Raw genomic sequence first — 14623 nt, 5'->3', positions numbered from 1 at the left:
GTGAAGCGAACTGCGATAGCGTAGTTCCTAAAACCTATTCACATGTTTAAGGCGTTTACGCTTGGTATAGAAGAAGAATACATGGTGATGGACCCAGTAACCCGGGAACTGAAGTCACATGAGCAAAAAATAGTTGAGCAGGCTCACAAGGTGATCAGCGACCAGGTGAAAGCTGAATTTCACCAGGCAGTTGTGGAAGTAGGCACCCAGATCTGTGCCAACATTGATGAAGCCCGTAAAGATGTAGCCTTACTGCGCAGTACCATTGCGCAGATTGCAGGCGATCTTGGTTTTGTGATCGGCGCTTCAGGTACCCATCCTTTCAGTAAATGGGAAATGCAGCTCATTACTGATCATCCCCGGTATTTCGAGATCGTGAACGAAATGCAGGACGCCGCCAGGTCTAACCTTATCTTCGGCCTGCATGTACACGTTGGCATGGAAAGCAGGGAAATGGCCATTCATATAGCCAACTCCGTTAGGTATTTTCTTCCCCACGTTTTTGCATTGAGCACCAACAGCCCTTTCTGGGAAGGAAGGAACACCGGCTTCAAATCATTCCGTACCAAGGTATTCGATAAATTTCCCCGCACCGGGATACCCGATTTCTTCAACAGCATCGAAGAATACGATAACTATATCAAACTACTTATCAAAACAAACTGTATAGACAATGCCAAGAAGGTATGGTGGGACCTCCGTGTTCACCCGTTCTTTAATACCGTGGAATTCCGTATCTGCGATGTACCGTTGACGGTAGACGATACTATTTTGATAGCAGGGCTTTTCCAGGCCGTTTGCGCAAAGATCTACCAGCTGCGCATGCAGAATATGAACTTTATGATCTACAGCCGGGCGCTTATCAACGAAAATAAATGGAGAGCGTCCCGCTATGGGATTGACGGATACCTGATAGATTTTGGTAAAGAAAAAGAGATCAACACCCGCACACTGATATACGAATTACTTGATTTTGTAGACGATGTGGTAGATGAACTGGGCAGCAGGGAGATAGTGGATGCCACTGTAAAGCTACTGGAAAGAGGTACCGGGGCCGACAGGCAGCTACAGGTATATAGTGAAACCAACGACCTCGTAGCAGTCACCGACTTCATCAACGGGCAGTTCCTCGCCGGTATATAGCCTCCGTTTACCCATCAATTCTGAATTTCGTAATTTTGCACTATGCATCCAATTAAACCACACTGGAAAGTAGCAGTGCTAGACATGTATGAGGGTGTTCCTAACGAAGGGATGCGCTGCATTCGTGAGATCCTGACGGGATATGCCAGCATGCATAATCTCGACCTGCAATTCGACGAATTTGAAGTACGCAACCAGATACAGATCCCAGACCTGAGCTACGATTTTTATATCTCCACCGGCGGGCCGGGCAGCCCGGTTGCCAGCGAAGGCAGCGAATGGGAAAACGCATATTTCTCGCTCATCAACAACCTGATAGAATGGAACAAAAAGGAAGCGGTGAAAAAACCGGCCTTCTTTATCTGCCATTCTTACCAGCTGATGTGCCGGTATTACCAGTTAGGAAATGTATGTAAAAGGAAATCGCCCGCCTTTGGCGTTTTCCCTGTACATAAAACAGGCGACGGAATGCAGGAAAAAGTATTCAGCGCATTACCGGACCCCTTCTACATTGTAGACAGCCGCAACTGGCAGGTGATAGAACTGAACCACGATAAAATTGCTGAAATGGGCGGCCAGGTACTGGCGATAGAAAAAGAACGCCCCCATGTACCGCTGGAAAGAGCCACCATGGCTATCAGGTTCAACGAACACTTTATCGGTACGCAGTTCCACCCGGAGGCGGATGCCGCCGGCATGCACATGTACCTGCTGCAGGACGAAAAGAAGCAACAGGTGATAAATAGTCACAGCGTCGAAAAATACGAGAGCATGATCAGCCAGTTAACGGACCCTGATAAAATTATGCTCACGCACGACCGCCTGCTGACAGCCTTCCTGGACTATGCCATTTACGGCAGTCTTTCCGCACGCCTTGCAGCTATAGAACGCTCTGTACAGGTTACCGCACATAACGATGAAGAGCACTCTTTCTTTTAACAGTTACCAGTATGATCCCTTCCATAAGAACCGCATATAACCAACAATTCACGCCCGAAAAATACGAGGCTTTTTTAGCCGGCATTGCATCCGACGCCGGCATAGCCCCCGCATTCAGGGTAGCTGAAACGCCGGTGTTCATACCCGCATCCCTTACCTCCAAACTGGTACAGGCATGCGAGGAGATCATCGACGTACTGCTAAGGCCCGGTTTCAAAACCCTCACTCAAAATGCCATTCCCCAGCGCCTTAATGTGCCTAACGAGAATGAACATCCGCATTTTATCGTGATAGATTTTGCAGTCACCCGGGAGGAAGACGGTTCGCTGGCCCCCCAACTGATAGAGTTGCAGGGCTTCCCTACCATGTTCGCCTTCCAGGAAGTGATGGCCAGGCGGTTCAAAGAACATTTCGAAATACCCGCTAACTTCAGCAACTATTTCAATAACCTCGACGATACCAGCTACTACGATCTCCTGAGAACAGTGATCCTGGGAGACCTGCCACCTGAAGAAGTGATCCTGCTGGAAGTTAAACCCGCAGAGCAAAAGACGAGGATAGACTTTCAACGCACCGAAAAGATGCTGGGCATTTCTACCGTCTGTTTAACAGAGCTGATCCAGGAAGGAAAAAAACTGTACTACCTGAAAGACGGGAAAAAAACGCCAGTACGCCGCATCTTTAACCGGGTGATCTTCGACGACCTTGAAAAACAGGCGGAACAGCTCGGCGATTTCGTCAACCTCTTCCAGGAACTGGATGTGGAATGGATCACGCACCCTAACTGGTTCTACAGGATCAGCAAATTCATGATGCCATTCATTCACAGCGACTATGTACCCAAAAGCTGGTTCCTGCATCAACTGCCGGTACTGCCAACAGACCTGGAAAACTACGTGTTGAAGCCGCTCTTTTCTTTTGCCGGCAAAGGAGTATTGTTAGATGTAACGCAAGAGGAAATAAACAAGATCAATGATCCGGAGAACTGGATCCTGCAACGGAAGGTGCAATATGCTCCGGCTATCATTACCCCAACAGGGCCGGCTATCTGCGAGATCCGTATGATCTACATCTGGCCCGACGGCGCTATAAGGCCCATGCTCGTACACAACCTGGCCCGTATCAGCAAAAGCAGGATGATAGGCGTCGCCTTCAACACCCAGGACACCTGGGTCGGCGGTAGTTGCTGCTTCTTCGAACGGTAGTTTCACGCAAAGGGTTTCCCGCAAAGGAGCAAAGGAGCAAAGAAGCAAAGAAATTTGGATTGATGCGAATATTAAGAAAGCAAAGAAATGGAGATTGTGTTGTATAAAATAACATAATCTCCATCTCTTTGCTTTCTTATTTATCTTAATAAAATTTCTTTGCTTCTTTGCTCCTTTGCTCCTTTGCGGGAAACCCTCTGCGGGAAACTACAACACTTCGAAGTCGGCCAGGCGGGGGCCTACAGGGTATTCCTGCCGGGAGCCGATGCCAACAGCGAATTCCGTATCGCCTTTTTTCACGATCAGGAAGGGTTGCCCGTATTTTTGTTTCCCCGCCATAACGATTGCTACATCTGTGCAAACAATATCGTCGCTTTCTTTCAGCGTTACTTCCTTGTTTTCGTCGAGGATGTTGGTGGTGATTATGGAGCCATTCTTCAACTGAAGTTTGTGACCAATGTATTGGTTCTTCAGCCACTCGAAATTGGCATTGATAATAACCGGCGTATGCGGCAACTGGTCTTCCGGCACCTGGTAAACCAGTGTTTTCCGGTCGTCGGATAGCAAGGTGAATGTTAGTAAAACAGATCCGTCAGCAGAGGCTTTTCTTTCATAGTCTGCTATTTTGAAGGTCTTGTTCTCGATGGTTTTGTAGGGAGTGTAAAAATGCCCTCCTCTCATTACGCCTTTATAGGGCACTTCCATCACCGCTTTCAGATGGATGTTATCCAGCAAGCTATCTTCTTTGTTCCTGATAGCCCTGTGAGGATTCAGTTTCAGGAAGGTGATCTGCTGGCCTACTAAGGTTAATTCTGCCAGGTCCGGGCTTAATCGCTGGAACGCGATACTGCTGTCGTAAGGTACTAAAGTTGGCTTCTTCTCCGTTTCCCTGTATTTGATTTGAGCAGTTGCAGTAAAAGAAGTAGCTGCTAAAATACACAGAGATAAATACTTCGCTTTCATATCAAAAAAATATCTACCTAAAATAAAATTCATCCGGGCTTCACTTACATAACGTAAGAGGTTGCCAATCCATTGTATCCGGCGGCAATAATATTTATTTTTATGATATATATCAAACACTAACAATTAATTATACAACATCATTCTTTACTGGTGCAAATGTTCTAAATTTAGTATCCTCAAATCTTCCAAAAACAAAAAACTATGAAACGTACAAACTACTCTTCAGGCGCTTTATGGGAAGGTAAAGTCGGTTACAGCAGGGCCGTACGGGTTGGAGATATTATAGAAGTTTCCGGCACAGTGGCTTCAGACAACGACCGGGTTGTGGCAGAGGGCGACGCTTATGAACAAACGAAATTCATCCTTGCAAAGATTGAAGCAGCGCTGATCAATGCGGGCGCTACGTTGCATGATGTAGTACGTACACGGATGTTTGTTACAGATATCAGCCGATGGGAAGAATTCGGGAGGGCGCACGGGGAATTTTTCAAGAGCATCAAACCAGCTACCACTATGGTACAGGTAAGCCAGTTAATAGATCCCCGTTATCTTGTAGAAATAGAAGCTACCGCAATTATTAACGGATAAAAGAAGGGCTGTATCAAAGCAATTCTCAGATACAGCCCCGGTAATTATTTGTTGTAAAGTTCTGTCCATTTGAGCATACCGCCAACCAGGTTTTTGGTGTTGGTAAAGCCCATAGAGTCGAGCAGCATGCAGGCCTGACCGCTGCGGTTGCCGCTGCGGCAATAAACGATCAGTTCTTTATCTTTCCAGTCTTCCAGCTCGTCTACTTCCATTTGCTGGATGAATCCCAATGGAACGTGCCTGCCGCCGATGTTGAATTCTTCTCTTTCATGAGGTTCTCTTACATCCAGGATGTAAAGTTCTTCCCCATTGTCTATACGTTGTTTCAGCTCTTCTGCTGTAATATTTTGCATGACGATAGAATTATAATGTTATAAGATAATTATTCGTTTTCCTGTTGTTCCGGTGCAACCTGGGTGCTGTCGGTAACCGGTTTGGTAGCCGATAGCCAGAGGTCTATGCTTTCCCCTGCCCTTACCATGTTGAAATCGCCAATTTCATTCTTACGGGTTGGCACCTGTTTTATAATATAGGCGTTGGCGGTATCTTTAACGCTTGGATCAATGATAATTGTTCCAGGGTTTAAATTGCTTGCACTTAACATTTCTCTTGCCTCTGCGTAGGTAAGCCCTATGAAATTAGGAACAGGGTTTTCTACGCTTCCGGTACCGCTGCTGATAACCAATGTAATATAACTGCCTTCAGGTATTTCCGTTCCGGGTTTTATCCTTTTACCGTTATACAGTTGTTGCAGGATGGTATTAGCGGCGAAATCGGGTTTATAAATCGTGTCTCCTACGTTTAGCCGTAAACTTTTCAGCATCATTTCCGCGCTGCGGAAAGTAAATCCTTCCAGGTCCGGCATTTTAATCATTGGCGCTACTGTTTTCCTTACTGTCAGGTAAATAGTTCTGCCTACCTTCACTTGTGCTCCGGTTTCGGGAGTTTGCGCATAAACGGCTAATGGCGGGATAGAGTCAACATAGATAGAGTCGCGTACATCCGCCTCAAATCCTGCTTTCTCCAGCAGATCTATTGCTTCGGTAACATTCTTACCTCTTACATCCGGCACAGTGAGTTGCTGACCGTGTTTGGTAATTACGCCAAGCATAGAAAAGAATAACAGCGCCAATACAAAGAACAGCGCTATTACTACTAACAGGTTGAATCCAAATGAGCGTTTGGTTATAAAGTCGAACACAATATTTATATTAAAGTGTGATTTTTATGGCAATCTTCGGACCAGAAGTCGCGTAATTGTCCACAAACTAACTATTTCATACATTCTTCGAGCAATGTGCCGTAAAAATCTTTCAGCGTCATACCTGCCGCCCTTACCTGTTGAGGAACCAGGCTGTTTTCTGACTGGCCCGGCATGGTGTTGGCTTCCAGGAAGTAAAGATCGCCTGTTGCATCTTCATAGATAAAATCGATACGCACAATTCCCCTGCAATTCAATTGATTATACAGCGCTGATGCCGTCTGTTGTATCCGGCTGGCCAGGGTGTCAGGGATCTGGGCTGGCGTCACTTCGTTGGTGATACCAGGCGTATATTTGGCTTCGTAATCAAAGAATTCTTTACTGCTAAGTATTTCGGTGATCGGCAGGGTGGTTAGCTTCCCTCCTGCTTTGAACAGGCCCATGGTCAGTTCCCGGCCCTTGATAAATTCTTCTACCAGTACCTGGGAATCTTCTTTAAATGCTTTCTGGATAGCCGGTTCCAGTTCTTCCGCTGTTTTCACCTTCGACATCCCGATGCTGCTTCCGCCTTCGGCGGGTTTAACAAATACGGGTAAACGCAGTTTTTCCAGTATCTCGCCGGTATTATATGGCTGATCGCGGAAAATATGAACCGATTTGGAAACCTTTACCACGTTCAGCGCCGCTACCACTTTATTGCAATAGCTTTTGTTGAAGGTCAGGGCAGAACTAACCATACCGCAGCTGGTAAAAGGAATGCCCAGCATTTCGAAGTAGCCCTGCAGGCGGCCGTCTTCTCCCGGCGTTCCGTGGATGCCGATGAACACAGCGTCAAATTTTATCTTTTCACCGTTTACAGTCAGCGAAAAATCGTTCTTATCTACCTGGGTAACTACCCCGTCTTTTCCTGTATAGCTCCAGCTATCTTTTGTGACAATGATCTTATAGACATTATATTTCTCGTTGTCCAGGTTCTGTTCTATTGTTACAGCACTCTGAACAGAGATCACGTATTCCCCGGAATAACCTCCGGCTACTAAAGCTATATTCTTCTTCATAAGATAATTTACAATAAGCGGGTAAAGTTAACGGTTTCTCTATTTCTCGCAAAGAAGCAAAGAAAGCAAAGAAGCATAAGATTTTTGATTTTTGTGGAGAAAATCTCCTTGTTAATCAAAAAATCTTATGCTTCTTTGCTTTCTTTGCGCCTTTGCGTGCAACTTAGATGTGCAGTTTGGCTTTTTTGCCCAGCAGTTCGTCTACTGTTTCCTGGTACATTTCGTCTGGTACGCAGCAGTCAACCGGGCAAACAGCAGCGCATTGCGGCTCTTCGTGGAAGCCCTGGCACTCTGTACATTTATTTGGAACGATATAATATGTATCAACACTGAGCGGAGCGTTTCTTTGATCGGCGTCCATTACTGTGCCATCCATCAACGTGTAAGCACCTTTTACTGAAGTGCCATCGGCAATAGCCCATTCAACACCACCTTCATATATCGCATTGTTGGGGCATTCTGGTTCGCAGGCGCCACAATTAATACATTCGTCTGTTATCTTAATTGCCATAGAGTAAACTTTTTGATTAAGTAGTAAGCCATTAATTTTGTGCAACAAAAATAAAATTTTATCGGTTTAATAGGACATTTATTTATAATAGTTTCATGAATATATCAGAAAAAGAAGCCGCTTTAGTACGCCTGGGCCAGTATTTAACGGAAAACAGCCCTGAATTGAACACTGTAAAAGAGAGAGCTTTCCATGCAAACGGCTGGTTCATCCCCTCTTTTATCGATCAGTCGCTGAGCAATATCCACCGTTATTTCCTGTCGCCAGCGCCGCTAAAGGAATGGATTGCTACCTATCCGCGCCTGCAGGAGCCGGTAACTCCCAGGAAAGTAGGTATTGTTGCGGCAGGAAACATTCCCCTGGTAGGCTTCCAGGACTGGCTTTGCGGCTTTATGAGCGGGCATCATATCAAAATGAAGCTATCGGGCAAAGATGAAGTTCTTATGCGCCATATCATCGAAAAGATGGAAGAATGGTACCCGGAGATCAAAGGGCAGACAGAAATACTGGATACCCTGAAGAACTGCGACGCCTATATCGCCACCGGCAGTAACAACTCTGCCAGGTATTTTCACTACTATTTCTCCAAATACCCTCATATTATCAGGCATAACCGCACTTCAGCCGCCGTGCTCACAGGCCAGGAAACACCCGGAGACCTGGACGCCCTGGCAGATGATATCATGCTTTATTTCGGGTTGGGTTGCCGGAACGTTACGAAGCTTTATGTACCGGCCAACTACGATTTCCAGCCACTGTTAAAGGCATTGGAAAAATATAACTACCTGCTGGATCACCACAAATACAAGAACAACTACGATTATAACCTCGCTTTACTGCTGCTGAATAACGCCGTTTATATCACCAATGGCCTGATACTCCTGCAGGAAGCCACCTCCCTGTTCTCGCCTTTAAGCGTCCTGAATTACGGGTACTATGCCGATATGGCACAGTTGCAACAGGAGCTGAGCGGCGACGACTCGTTGCAATGCCTGGTCGGCAAGGACTTCACTCCTTTCGGCTACGCCCAGCAACCCTCCCTGATGGACTACCCCGACGGCGTGGATACGCTTCATTTCCTCCTCGCTTTATAATTTTCACGCAGAGGGGCTGCGTGAAAACAATAACAAATTGTCGGGAATACTTGTTATTATGACATGTTAACTGCCAGTAATGTAGGTCGTATTTAAGGCTCATTTAACGATTCATCTAAAAATGTGTTAAAGTGATTACGCCCTCTTGCGTTTAGATAAACGCAGCAATTAAATTTGTATCAAAGGCATGTAAATTGATGATATGCTGATGTTATTATCTATAAATTTATTGTCACAAGCAAACACACTATAATATGAAATTCAAGCAAATTGTTACGACAGTACTAATTAGCGTTGTAACTGCCGCTGCGTCCATATTTGTGTATGGCAGGTATATCCAGGAAAGGCGGCCAATAGTGGTTCAGAATGAATCCGGTATCCCTGTAAACTACGCCAGGTATATGCCTGGAACTGAAGGAAATGCAAATGCGACCCCTCCATCAGATTTCACGATTGCAGCAAAAGCCGCCGTACCAGGCGTAGTCCATATCAAAACTAAGATCAATCCAAGGCAGATCAACAGCCCCAACAGGCAACGCAGTATCTTACAAGACTTGTTCGGAGACGAGTTCTTTGGCGACGAGTTTAACGGAGGAGGAGGCGGCCGCAGGTACTATATCCCAGGCCAGATGGCTTCCGGTTCGGGCGTACTGATCTCACAGGATGGTTATATCGTAACCAACAACCACGTGGTAGCGGATGCCGACGAGATCACCGTAGCCCTGAGCAGCGGAAACAAGGTTTACAAAGCCAAACTGATTGGCGCCGACCCAAGCACCGACCTCGCAGTTATCAAGATCGACGCTACCAACATGCCTTACCTTGTATATGGTAACTCAGATAATGTGGATATAGGCCAGTGGGTATTAGCAGTTGGTTATCCATTAAACCTGGATGCTACCGTAACTGCCGGTATCGTAAGTGCCAAATCCCGTTCTATCGGTATCAATAAATCCAGCAGCGGAAGGGTAAATACAGCCATCGAGTCATTTATCCAGACAGATGCTGCAGTAAACCAGGGTAACAGTGGTGGCGCATTGGTGAATACTGCCGGCGAACTGGTAGGTATCAACTCTGCAATTGCTTCTCCAACAGGTTCTTATGCCGGTTACTCTTATGCTATCCCGGTAAACCTGGTGAAGAAAGTAGTGAACGATATCGTGAAATACGGTAATGTCCAGAGGGCTTACCTGGGCGTGCGTTATGCGCCTAACTCAGTGATCGCCAATATGTCGGACGAACAGCTGAAAGAAGCAGGCATCAGAAGAGATGTGCCAGGCGTACAGGTTACAGATGTAATGCCTAACAGCTCCGCAGCGGCAGCCGGTATCAAACCAGGCGACGTTATCACTGCTGTAAACGGCGTGAAAATACCAACTACAGCCCAATTAGGCGAACAGGTTGCCCGTTACAAACCAGGCGATAAGATCAGCCTAACTTACATCCGCGATAATAAGGAGTATACTGTCAATAACGTGATCATGAGGAACCTGAAGGGCAATACCGACCTGGTAAAGCTCACCACCATTGACAGGCTGGGCGCGGATCTTTCAGACCTGAGCAAGGAACAATCAGCCCGGTTAGGGATCAACGGAGGCGTGTTGGTAAATGATATCGGAAACGGTATCCTGAAAAAACAAACCTCAATGATGCCAGGATTCGTAATACTGAAAGCCGGCAGCACTACTATCAATAATGTAGATGACCTGAGCAGCGCACTGGAAAAACAGAAAAGCCTGAGATTAACAGGTTTCTATCCTGAAAGAGGCGCTGACATTTACTACTATAACATCAATACAGGATCAGGCGCTACTGAAAACCTGTAATACACAAGAATATTCCCAAGAAATTAAAAGGCCCGCTCCTTTCCGGAACGGGCCTTTTCCATTAAGTCATGCATGCATTGCCTGGATAAACGGTGTATGCAATCAGCCATATCTATGAAAACCCATAATTAAAATAATATAAGTATATGATATTCTTTCACAGTATCTCGTGAGTGATGTAATTTGGTTAGGGAAAGAGAGGATTAAGGGGTTCAACGTGTCATGCAGTGCGCGGAGAATGCCGGGGATCAAATAAAAAGGGCCCTCTCAAAACTGAGACAGCCCATCCTAAATTATTAGCAATAAAATCTTTATAGGTTGATGACTCCTTTTAACTGGGTAAAGAATTCATCTTTTTTCCTTGAAGAGATAGGAATATTTTTCTGATCGCTCATGACTACTGCCGTTCCCAGGCCTTTGATAATTTTCACGATATGGTGAATATTGATCAGGAAGGATTTATGAACACGGTAGAATCCTTTATCAGACAGCATTTCCTCGTATTCTTTCAACGACTTGGAAATGAGATGAGATACGTTATTGATGAGTTGGATCTTCGTATAACTATCGAATGCTTCGCAATAAATGATGTCTTTCAGGTCTATCACGTTATACCCGTCGTTTACTGGTATAACGATCTTGGAGAAAGCGTTATCATTGTTTTTCACATAGTCTTTAAGTATAGACGCCAGTTCATTCAACCGCCCTTTTTTGCTCTTTTTCACTTTTTCCAGCGCGTCTTCCACTTCGCTTACTTTGATAGGTTTCAGCAGGTAATCTAACGCGGCAAACTTAATAGCCTGCAAAGCATATTCCTGGAAAGCAGTGATGAATATAACTTCGAAATTCAGCACAGGGAACATTTCCAGCAACTGGAAGCCGTTGTGCGGAGGCATTTCAATATCCAGGAAAAGAACATCAATGGGGTTATTCTTAATCATTTCTGCCGCCTCATTAATATTTTGCGCCTCCCCGACAACTGTTACATCTTTGCAATAGTTCTCGAGAATGTTTCGTAAAATATGGATGTTGCGGACTTCATCGTCTACAATGGCAGCTTTAATATTACTCATAACATCTTAACAATGGGAATCAGAATTTCAACTAAGGTACCTTCCTTATTGCCGAAACCAGATTTAAATTTATCAATAATTTCTAACTTTCCAACACTTCCATTAAAAGATTTTATTATCTGCAAGCGCTCCTTAATCACACTCAACGCGGTAGATTCGTGCTTGATCAGCCTTGAACTTTTAATGCTGTTTGATTTGTCCCAACCTATTCCGTCGTCGTCTACCGAGCAGTATAGGAGGTCATCCACTATTTCCAGCCTGATTTCCAGGTAACCGCTGATGCTCTTCGGCGCCAACCCATGTTTGATCGCATTCTCAACAATCGGTTGGATGATCATTGGTGGGATATAGATGGTATAGTCTTTTAGTGCATCTTCCAGGATAAATTTATAGGTAAATGAATGTGCAAACCTGATCTTTTCCAACTCCAGGTACCGGGTCAGGAATGCGATCTCTTCTTCCAGAGATATATATGATTTGCGCGAATTATTCAGCATTTGCCGCATCAAAGTGGCAAAGTCCGATAAAAAGTTCAGCGCCTGTTTTTCTTCTTTTTCCAGGATCAGGTGCTGTACTGAATTCAGCGAATTGAAAATAAAATGAGGATTCATCTGATTTGTCAATGCTTTCGCTTCCAGCTCGGCGATCCGCCGGTTGTATTCAGTCTTTCTTTTCTCTGCTTGTTTAATCCTTCTTACTATATAACGCAAAACGCATAACACCAGCAGCAAACCTGCCAGCAGCAAGATACCCCGTGACCACCATTGCTGGTACCATCGCGGGAGGATCGAAACATCCAGGCTTAAGGTTTTAGACCAGTCGCTCTTATACTTCCTGGCCCTCACCATTAGTTTATAGTTACCCGGCTGCAAATCAGGGAACGGGATAATGTTGGACATAGTGGTCACCCATCCGCTGGTTGTATCTCCCGAAAAATTATACTGGTACTCGACCAGGTCAGGTAAATCAAAGACTATAGTTCCGAATTCGGCTTCAAAAGAGGCTTTTCGGATGTAAAGATGAGCAAAATTATTGACTGCTAAAAATGTACTGTCGCCATACCTGATATTATTTAAGTAAATAACCGGAGGAACGGTATCTACCGGTATATGGTCGGCATTAAAATAGCATAGCCCGTTGGAAGTGGCTATATATAAAGTATCATTATCTGCAAACACACCCCTGATATCGTCCGACATTAGTCCGTCGTTGGACGTAATGTTCCTGGTAATACTTTGTTTTTTAACGTCGATAACCGAAACGCCGTGGTTGGTAGCTGCATAGAGCCTGCCTACCCCGTCGTAATACAATTGCTGGCAGATATCGCTGGCCAGGCCTTCCGCGGAAGAAAGATGATTGCTGAGCCTATCGTTCTTCATCACGTAAATGCCTTTATCACTGGTTCCTATCCACAGTTCGCCGTTGATCCACTTCAGGTCTTTGATGCTTAGTTTCCGTAAGGTATCTGTGCCGGCAGGCATGAGTTTCCGCTGGTTATCCACGCAGAAATAAAGCCCGTTATTGGTACCTACATAATAAGCAGAATCGTTAATGCTGGCAATGGAAGTAACCAGTACATCCAGGTCGCCTATCGTATAGTCGTTCAGTGCAATAACCTGGTTCTTGGCGGCTACACGAATTTTGCCGCCAGGGGTGATATCTACTTCCTTCAGCATTCTGATAGGTTGCTGGCGCGACCACTTATAGGTAAGGGTATTGAAATTAAGCAGCCCGTTATCGGTGCCTATCACCACATTATCGTTGCCGTAGGGCTGAATGGTAAGGATGCTGTTACGCCCCCGCGTGGTATCCAGCGTAAACTGGCGTATTTTGTTATTGGCGTCCAGGGTGTTGAGCACGCCTGCATTTTGTCCTATCAGCAGCAGATCATTTTTCTTGTCTTTATAAATGCTGAAGATAGAGTGAGAATAAAGACCGTTGGTGTTATTGAGATAGCTGAAATAGAAATTTTTATACGGGATATGATATACGCCGTCGCCGAACGTACTGATCCAGATGTTGCCGTCCCTGTCTTTCAGCAGGGAGGTGATATAGTGATTATCCAGCAGGCGGATCACGTTATGTTGCCCTTTGAAATATCCTTTCAGGAAGTAGAGCGCTCTTTGAGTGCCTATCCAGAGGTTATCGCCATCCAGGCACATATGGCTGATATCATCGTTAATGCCCCAGTCGGAACCTTTAAAAAAGGCGATAGCGTCTTTAGATGTATAGGAATACAGGGTATTTTTCAGGATCACTACGATATGTGTCCTGATCCGCTCGAGGAACGCGGCATCTTCGAATGCGCCGGGAGGTGCGGAAAAGACCTGTTGATTGGGATTGGTAGGATCGTTCAGGCTTTCGAGATGGAAAGATGATTGAAGCGGATGAAAAATGCTGTCGTTCCGCATTGGGAAAAACAGGTCGGCGCCTGAAGCGCCCAGTTTGTCGTAGGTGGTTTTTTGCCCGTTATACTGGATGATCCGGTTGTTGGTGTTGAGGAACCAGATATATCCGCCGCCTCCTTCGAAGGCATATTGCATGTAATGGCTCCTGTTGTTGAAGATCAGGGAGCTGTCGTTGTCTTCACTATGGATAAGGGATTTATCGTAAAATGATAGCTTGCCGTTCAGGGTAAAGAACCATACGCGTCCTTTGGAATCGGCAGCCAGTTTAATGACCTCGTTATCTGTAAGGCCATCTTTTTTAGTGTAATTCCTGAAGCGTTTTCCATCAAACTTGCTTACGCCGGTGGGAGTGGCGAACCAAATAAACCCGTTTTTATCCTGCACGGCAGCATAAACAGTTGCATTGGCCAGGCCGTCTTTCACGTTGTAGTTGCGGATCATGAGGCCCTGGGCAAGCGATCCGGTAACGAAACAGAAGAAGGCCAAACCCGATATGAATAAATAACGGATAAAGGGCATTGGGCTAATTTAATGGTTTATAGGGAAAAATAAACATCCTTTATAAGATCAGGAATTTATTGAAACCGATTTCAATAAATTCCTGATCTTTT

At 45.3% G+C, this 14623-nt stretch carries 13 protein-coding genes; 6 read left to right on the top strand and 7 right to left on the bottom strand.

Annotated elements, in window-relative coordinates:
• Nucleotides 1–42 precede the first annotated feature (42 nt).
• Genes BLV62_RS04230 through BLV62_RS04220 form a run of 3 tightly spaced genes read left to right on the top strand, consistent with a single transcriptional unit; the run spans nucleotide 43 to nucleotide 3287 of the window.
• Nucleotides 43–1143, top strand: a complete 1101-nt coding sequence (locus tag BLV62_RS04230) for a carboxylate-amine ligase (protein ID WP_089759028.1) — start codon at nucleotides 43–45, stop codon at nucleotides 1141–1143.
• A 42-nt stretch (nucleotides 1144–1185) separates the two neighbouring features.
• Nucleotides 1186–2082 carry a type 1 glutamine amidotransferase gene (locus tag BLV62_RS04225; protein ID WP_089759026.1) on the top strand — a complete coding sequence of 299 codons (897 nt, stop codon included), beginning with the start codon at nucleotides 1186–1188 and terminating at the stop codon, nucleotides 2080–2082.
• An 11-nt stretch (nucleotides 2083–2093) separates the two neighbouring features.
• Nucleotides 2094–3287: a hypothetical protein gene (locus tag BLV62_RS04220; RefSeq protein ID WP_089759025.1), complete on the top strand. Its 1194-nt coding sequence runs from the start codon at nucleotides 2094–2096 to the stop codon at nucleotides 3285–3287.
• Between the two features lie 207 nt (nucleotides 3288–3494).
• Here the strand turns inward: BLV62_RS04220 and BLV62_RS04215 are convergent, their stop codons facing one another.
• Nucleotides 3495–4250: a hypothetical protein gene (locus tag BLV62_RS04215; RefSeq protein ID WP_139169920.1), complete on the bottom strand. Its 756-nt coding sequence runs from the start codon at nucleotides 4248–4250 to the stop codon at nucleotides 3495–3497.
• Nucleotides 4251–4454: 204 nt separating this feature from the next.
• Between BLV62_RS04215 and BLV62_RS04210 the strand changes: the two genes are divergently transcribed.
• Nucleotides 4455–4841 (top strand): RidA family protein, encoded by a 387-nt coding sequence (locus tag BLV62_RS04210; protein WP_089759021.1) that lies wholly within the window; start codon nucleotides 4455–4457, stop codon nucleotides 4839–4841.
• Nucleotides 4842–4885: 44 nt separating this feature from the next.
• On the opposite strand, the gene BLV62_RS04205 is transcribed toward BLV62_RS04210, so the two are convergent.
• The 4 genes from BLV62_RS04205 to BLV62_RS04190 form a co-directional block, all read right to left on the bottom strand.
• Nucleotides 4886–5194, bottom strand: a complete 309-nt coding sequence (locus BLV62_RS04205) for a rhodanese-like domain-containing protein (RefSeq protein WP_089759019.1) — start codon at nucleotides 5192–5194, stop codon at nucleotides 4886–4888.
• A 29-nt stretch (nucleotides 5195–5223) separates the two neighbouring features.
• Nucleotides 5224–6042: a PASTA domain-containing protein gene (locus BLV62_RS04200; protein ID WP_089759017.1), complete on the bottom strand. Its 819-nt coding sequence runs from the start codon at nucleotides 6040–6042 to the stop codon at nucleotides 5224–5226.
• 71 nt (nucleotides 6043–6113) lie between these two features.
• Complete coding sequence (locus BLV62_RS04195; protein ID WP_089759015.1) at nucleotides 6114–7100, bottom strand: D-alanine--D-alanine ligase; 987 nt, start codon at nucleotides 7098–7100, stop codon at nucleotides 6114–6116.
• Between the two features lie 163 nt (nucleotides 7101–7263).
• Nucleotides 7264–7611: a 4Fe-4S dicluster domain-containing protein gene (locus tag BLV62_RS04190; protein ID WP_089759013.1), complete on the bottom strand. Its 348-nt coding sequence runs from the start codon at nucleotides 7609–7611 to the stop codon at nucleotides 7264–7266.
• 95 nt (nucleotides 7612–7706) lie between these two features.
• Here BLV62_RS04190 and BLV62_RS04185 point away from each other — a divergent pair, with 95 nt between their 5' ends.
• Both BLV62_RS04185 and BLV62_RS04180 read left to right on the top strand, forming a co-directional pair.
• Nucleotides 7707–8705 carry an acyl-CoA reductase gene (locus BLV62_RS04185; RefSeq protein WP_089759012.1) on the top strand — a complete coding sequence of 333 codons (999 nt, stop codon included), beginning with the start codon at nucleotides 7707–7709 and terminating at the stop codon, nucleotides 8703–8705.
• 254 nt (nucleotides 8706–8959) lie between these two features.
• A complete protein-coding gene (locus BLV62_RS04180; protein ID WP_089759010.1) occupies nucleotides 8960–10531 on the top strand; it encodes a trypsin-like peptidase domain-containing protein in 1572 nt (523 codons plus the stop codon).
• A gap of 311 nt (nucleotides 10532–10842) precedes the next feature.
• Here BLV62_RS04180 and BLV62_RS04175 read toward each other — a convergent pair whose 3' ends face one another.
• Both BLV62_RS04175 and BLV62_RS04170 read right to left on the bottom strand, forming a co-directional pair.
• On the bottom strand, nucleotides 10843–11604 hold the full coding sequence (locus BLV62_RS04175; RefSeq protein WP_078672331.1) for a LytR/AlgR family response regulator transcription factor: 762 nt from the start codon (nucleotides 11602–11604) through the stop codon (nucleotides 10843–10845).
• Nucleotides 11601–14531, bottom strand: a complete 2931-nt coding sequence (locus BLV62_RS04170; RefSeq protein ID WP_089759008.1) for a sensor histidine kinase — start codon at nucleotides 14529–14531, stop codon at nucleotides 11601–11603. Before BLV62_RS04170 ends, BLV62_RS04175 begins: the two co-directional genes overlap by 4 nt.
• Nucleotides 14532–14623 lie beyond the last annotated feature (92 nt).

Source organism: Chitinophaga terrae (ex Kim and Jung 2007) (assembly GCF_900107795.1).
Lineage (GTDB): Bacteria > Bacteroidota > Bacteroidia > Chitinophagales > Chitinophagaceae > Chitinophaga > Chitinophaga terrae.
Note: the sequence above shows the minus strand (reverse complement) of the source record. Positions and strands in the feature narration are given on the sequence as shown.

Excerpts from the sequence above, each read along its gene's own strand:
- BLV62_RS04230 (WP_089759028.1), top strand. The coding sequence starts at position 43 with ATGTTTAAGGCGTTTACGCTTGGTATAGAAGAAGAATACATGGTGATG.
- BLV62_RS04225 (WP_089759026.1), top strand. The coding sequence starts at position 1,186 with ATGCATCCAATTAAACCACACTGGAAAGTAGCAGTGCTAGACATGTAT.
- BLV62_RS04220 (WP_089759025.1), top strand. The coding sequence starts at position 2,094 with ATGATCCCTTCCATAAGAACCGCATATAACCAACAATTCACGCCCGAA.
- BLV62_RS04215 (WP_139169920.1), bottom strand. The coding sequence starts at position 4,250 with ATGAAAGCGAAGTATTTATCTCTGTGTATTTTAGCAGCTACTTCTTTT.
- BLV62_RS04210 (WP_089759021.1), top strand. The coding sequence starts at position 4,455 with ATGAAACGTACAAACTACTCTTCAGGCGCTTTATGGGAAGGTAAAGTC.
- BLV62_RS04205 (WP_089759019.1), bottom strand. The coding sequence starts at position 5,194 with ATGCAAAATATTACAGCAGAAGAGCTGAAACAACGTATAGACAATGGG.
- BLV62_RS04195 (WP_089759015.1), bottom strand. The coding sequence starts at position 7,100 with ATGAAGAAGAATATAGCTTTAGTAGCCGGAGGTTATTCCGGGGAATAC.
- BLV62_RS04190 (WP_089759013.1), bottom strand. The coding sequence starts at position 7,611 with ATGGCAATTAAGATAACAGACGAATGTATTAATTGTGGCGCCTGCGAA.
- BLV62_RS04185 (WP_089759012.1), top strand. The coding sequence starts at position 7,707 with ATGAATATATCAGAAAAAGAAGCCGCTTTAGTACGCCTGGGCCAGTAT.
- BLV62_RS04180 (WP_089759010.1), top strand. The coding sequence starts at position 8,960 with ATGAAATTCAAGCAAATTGTTACGACAGTACTAATTAGCGTTGTAACT.
- BLV62_RS04175 (WP_078672331.1), bottom strand. The coding sequence starts at position 11,604 with ATGAGTAATATTAAAGCTGCCATTGTAGACGATGAAGTCCGCAACATC.
- BLV62_RS04170 (WP_089759008.1), bottom strand. The coding sequence starts at position 14,531 with ATGCCCTTTATCCGTTATTTATTCATATCGGGTTTGGCCTTCTTCTGT.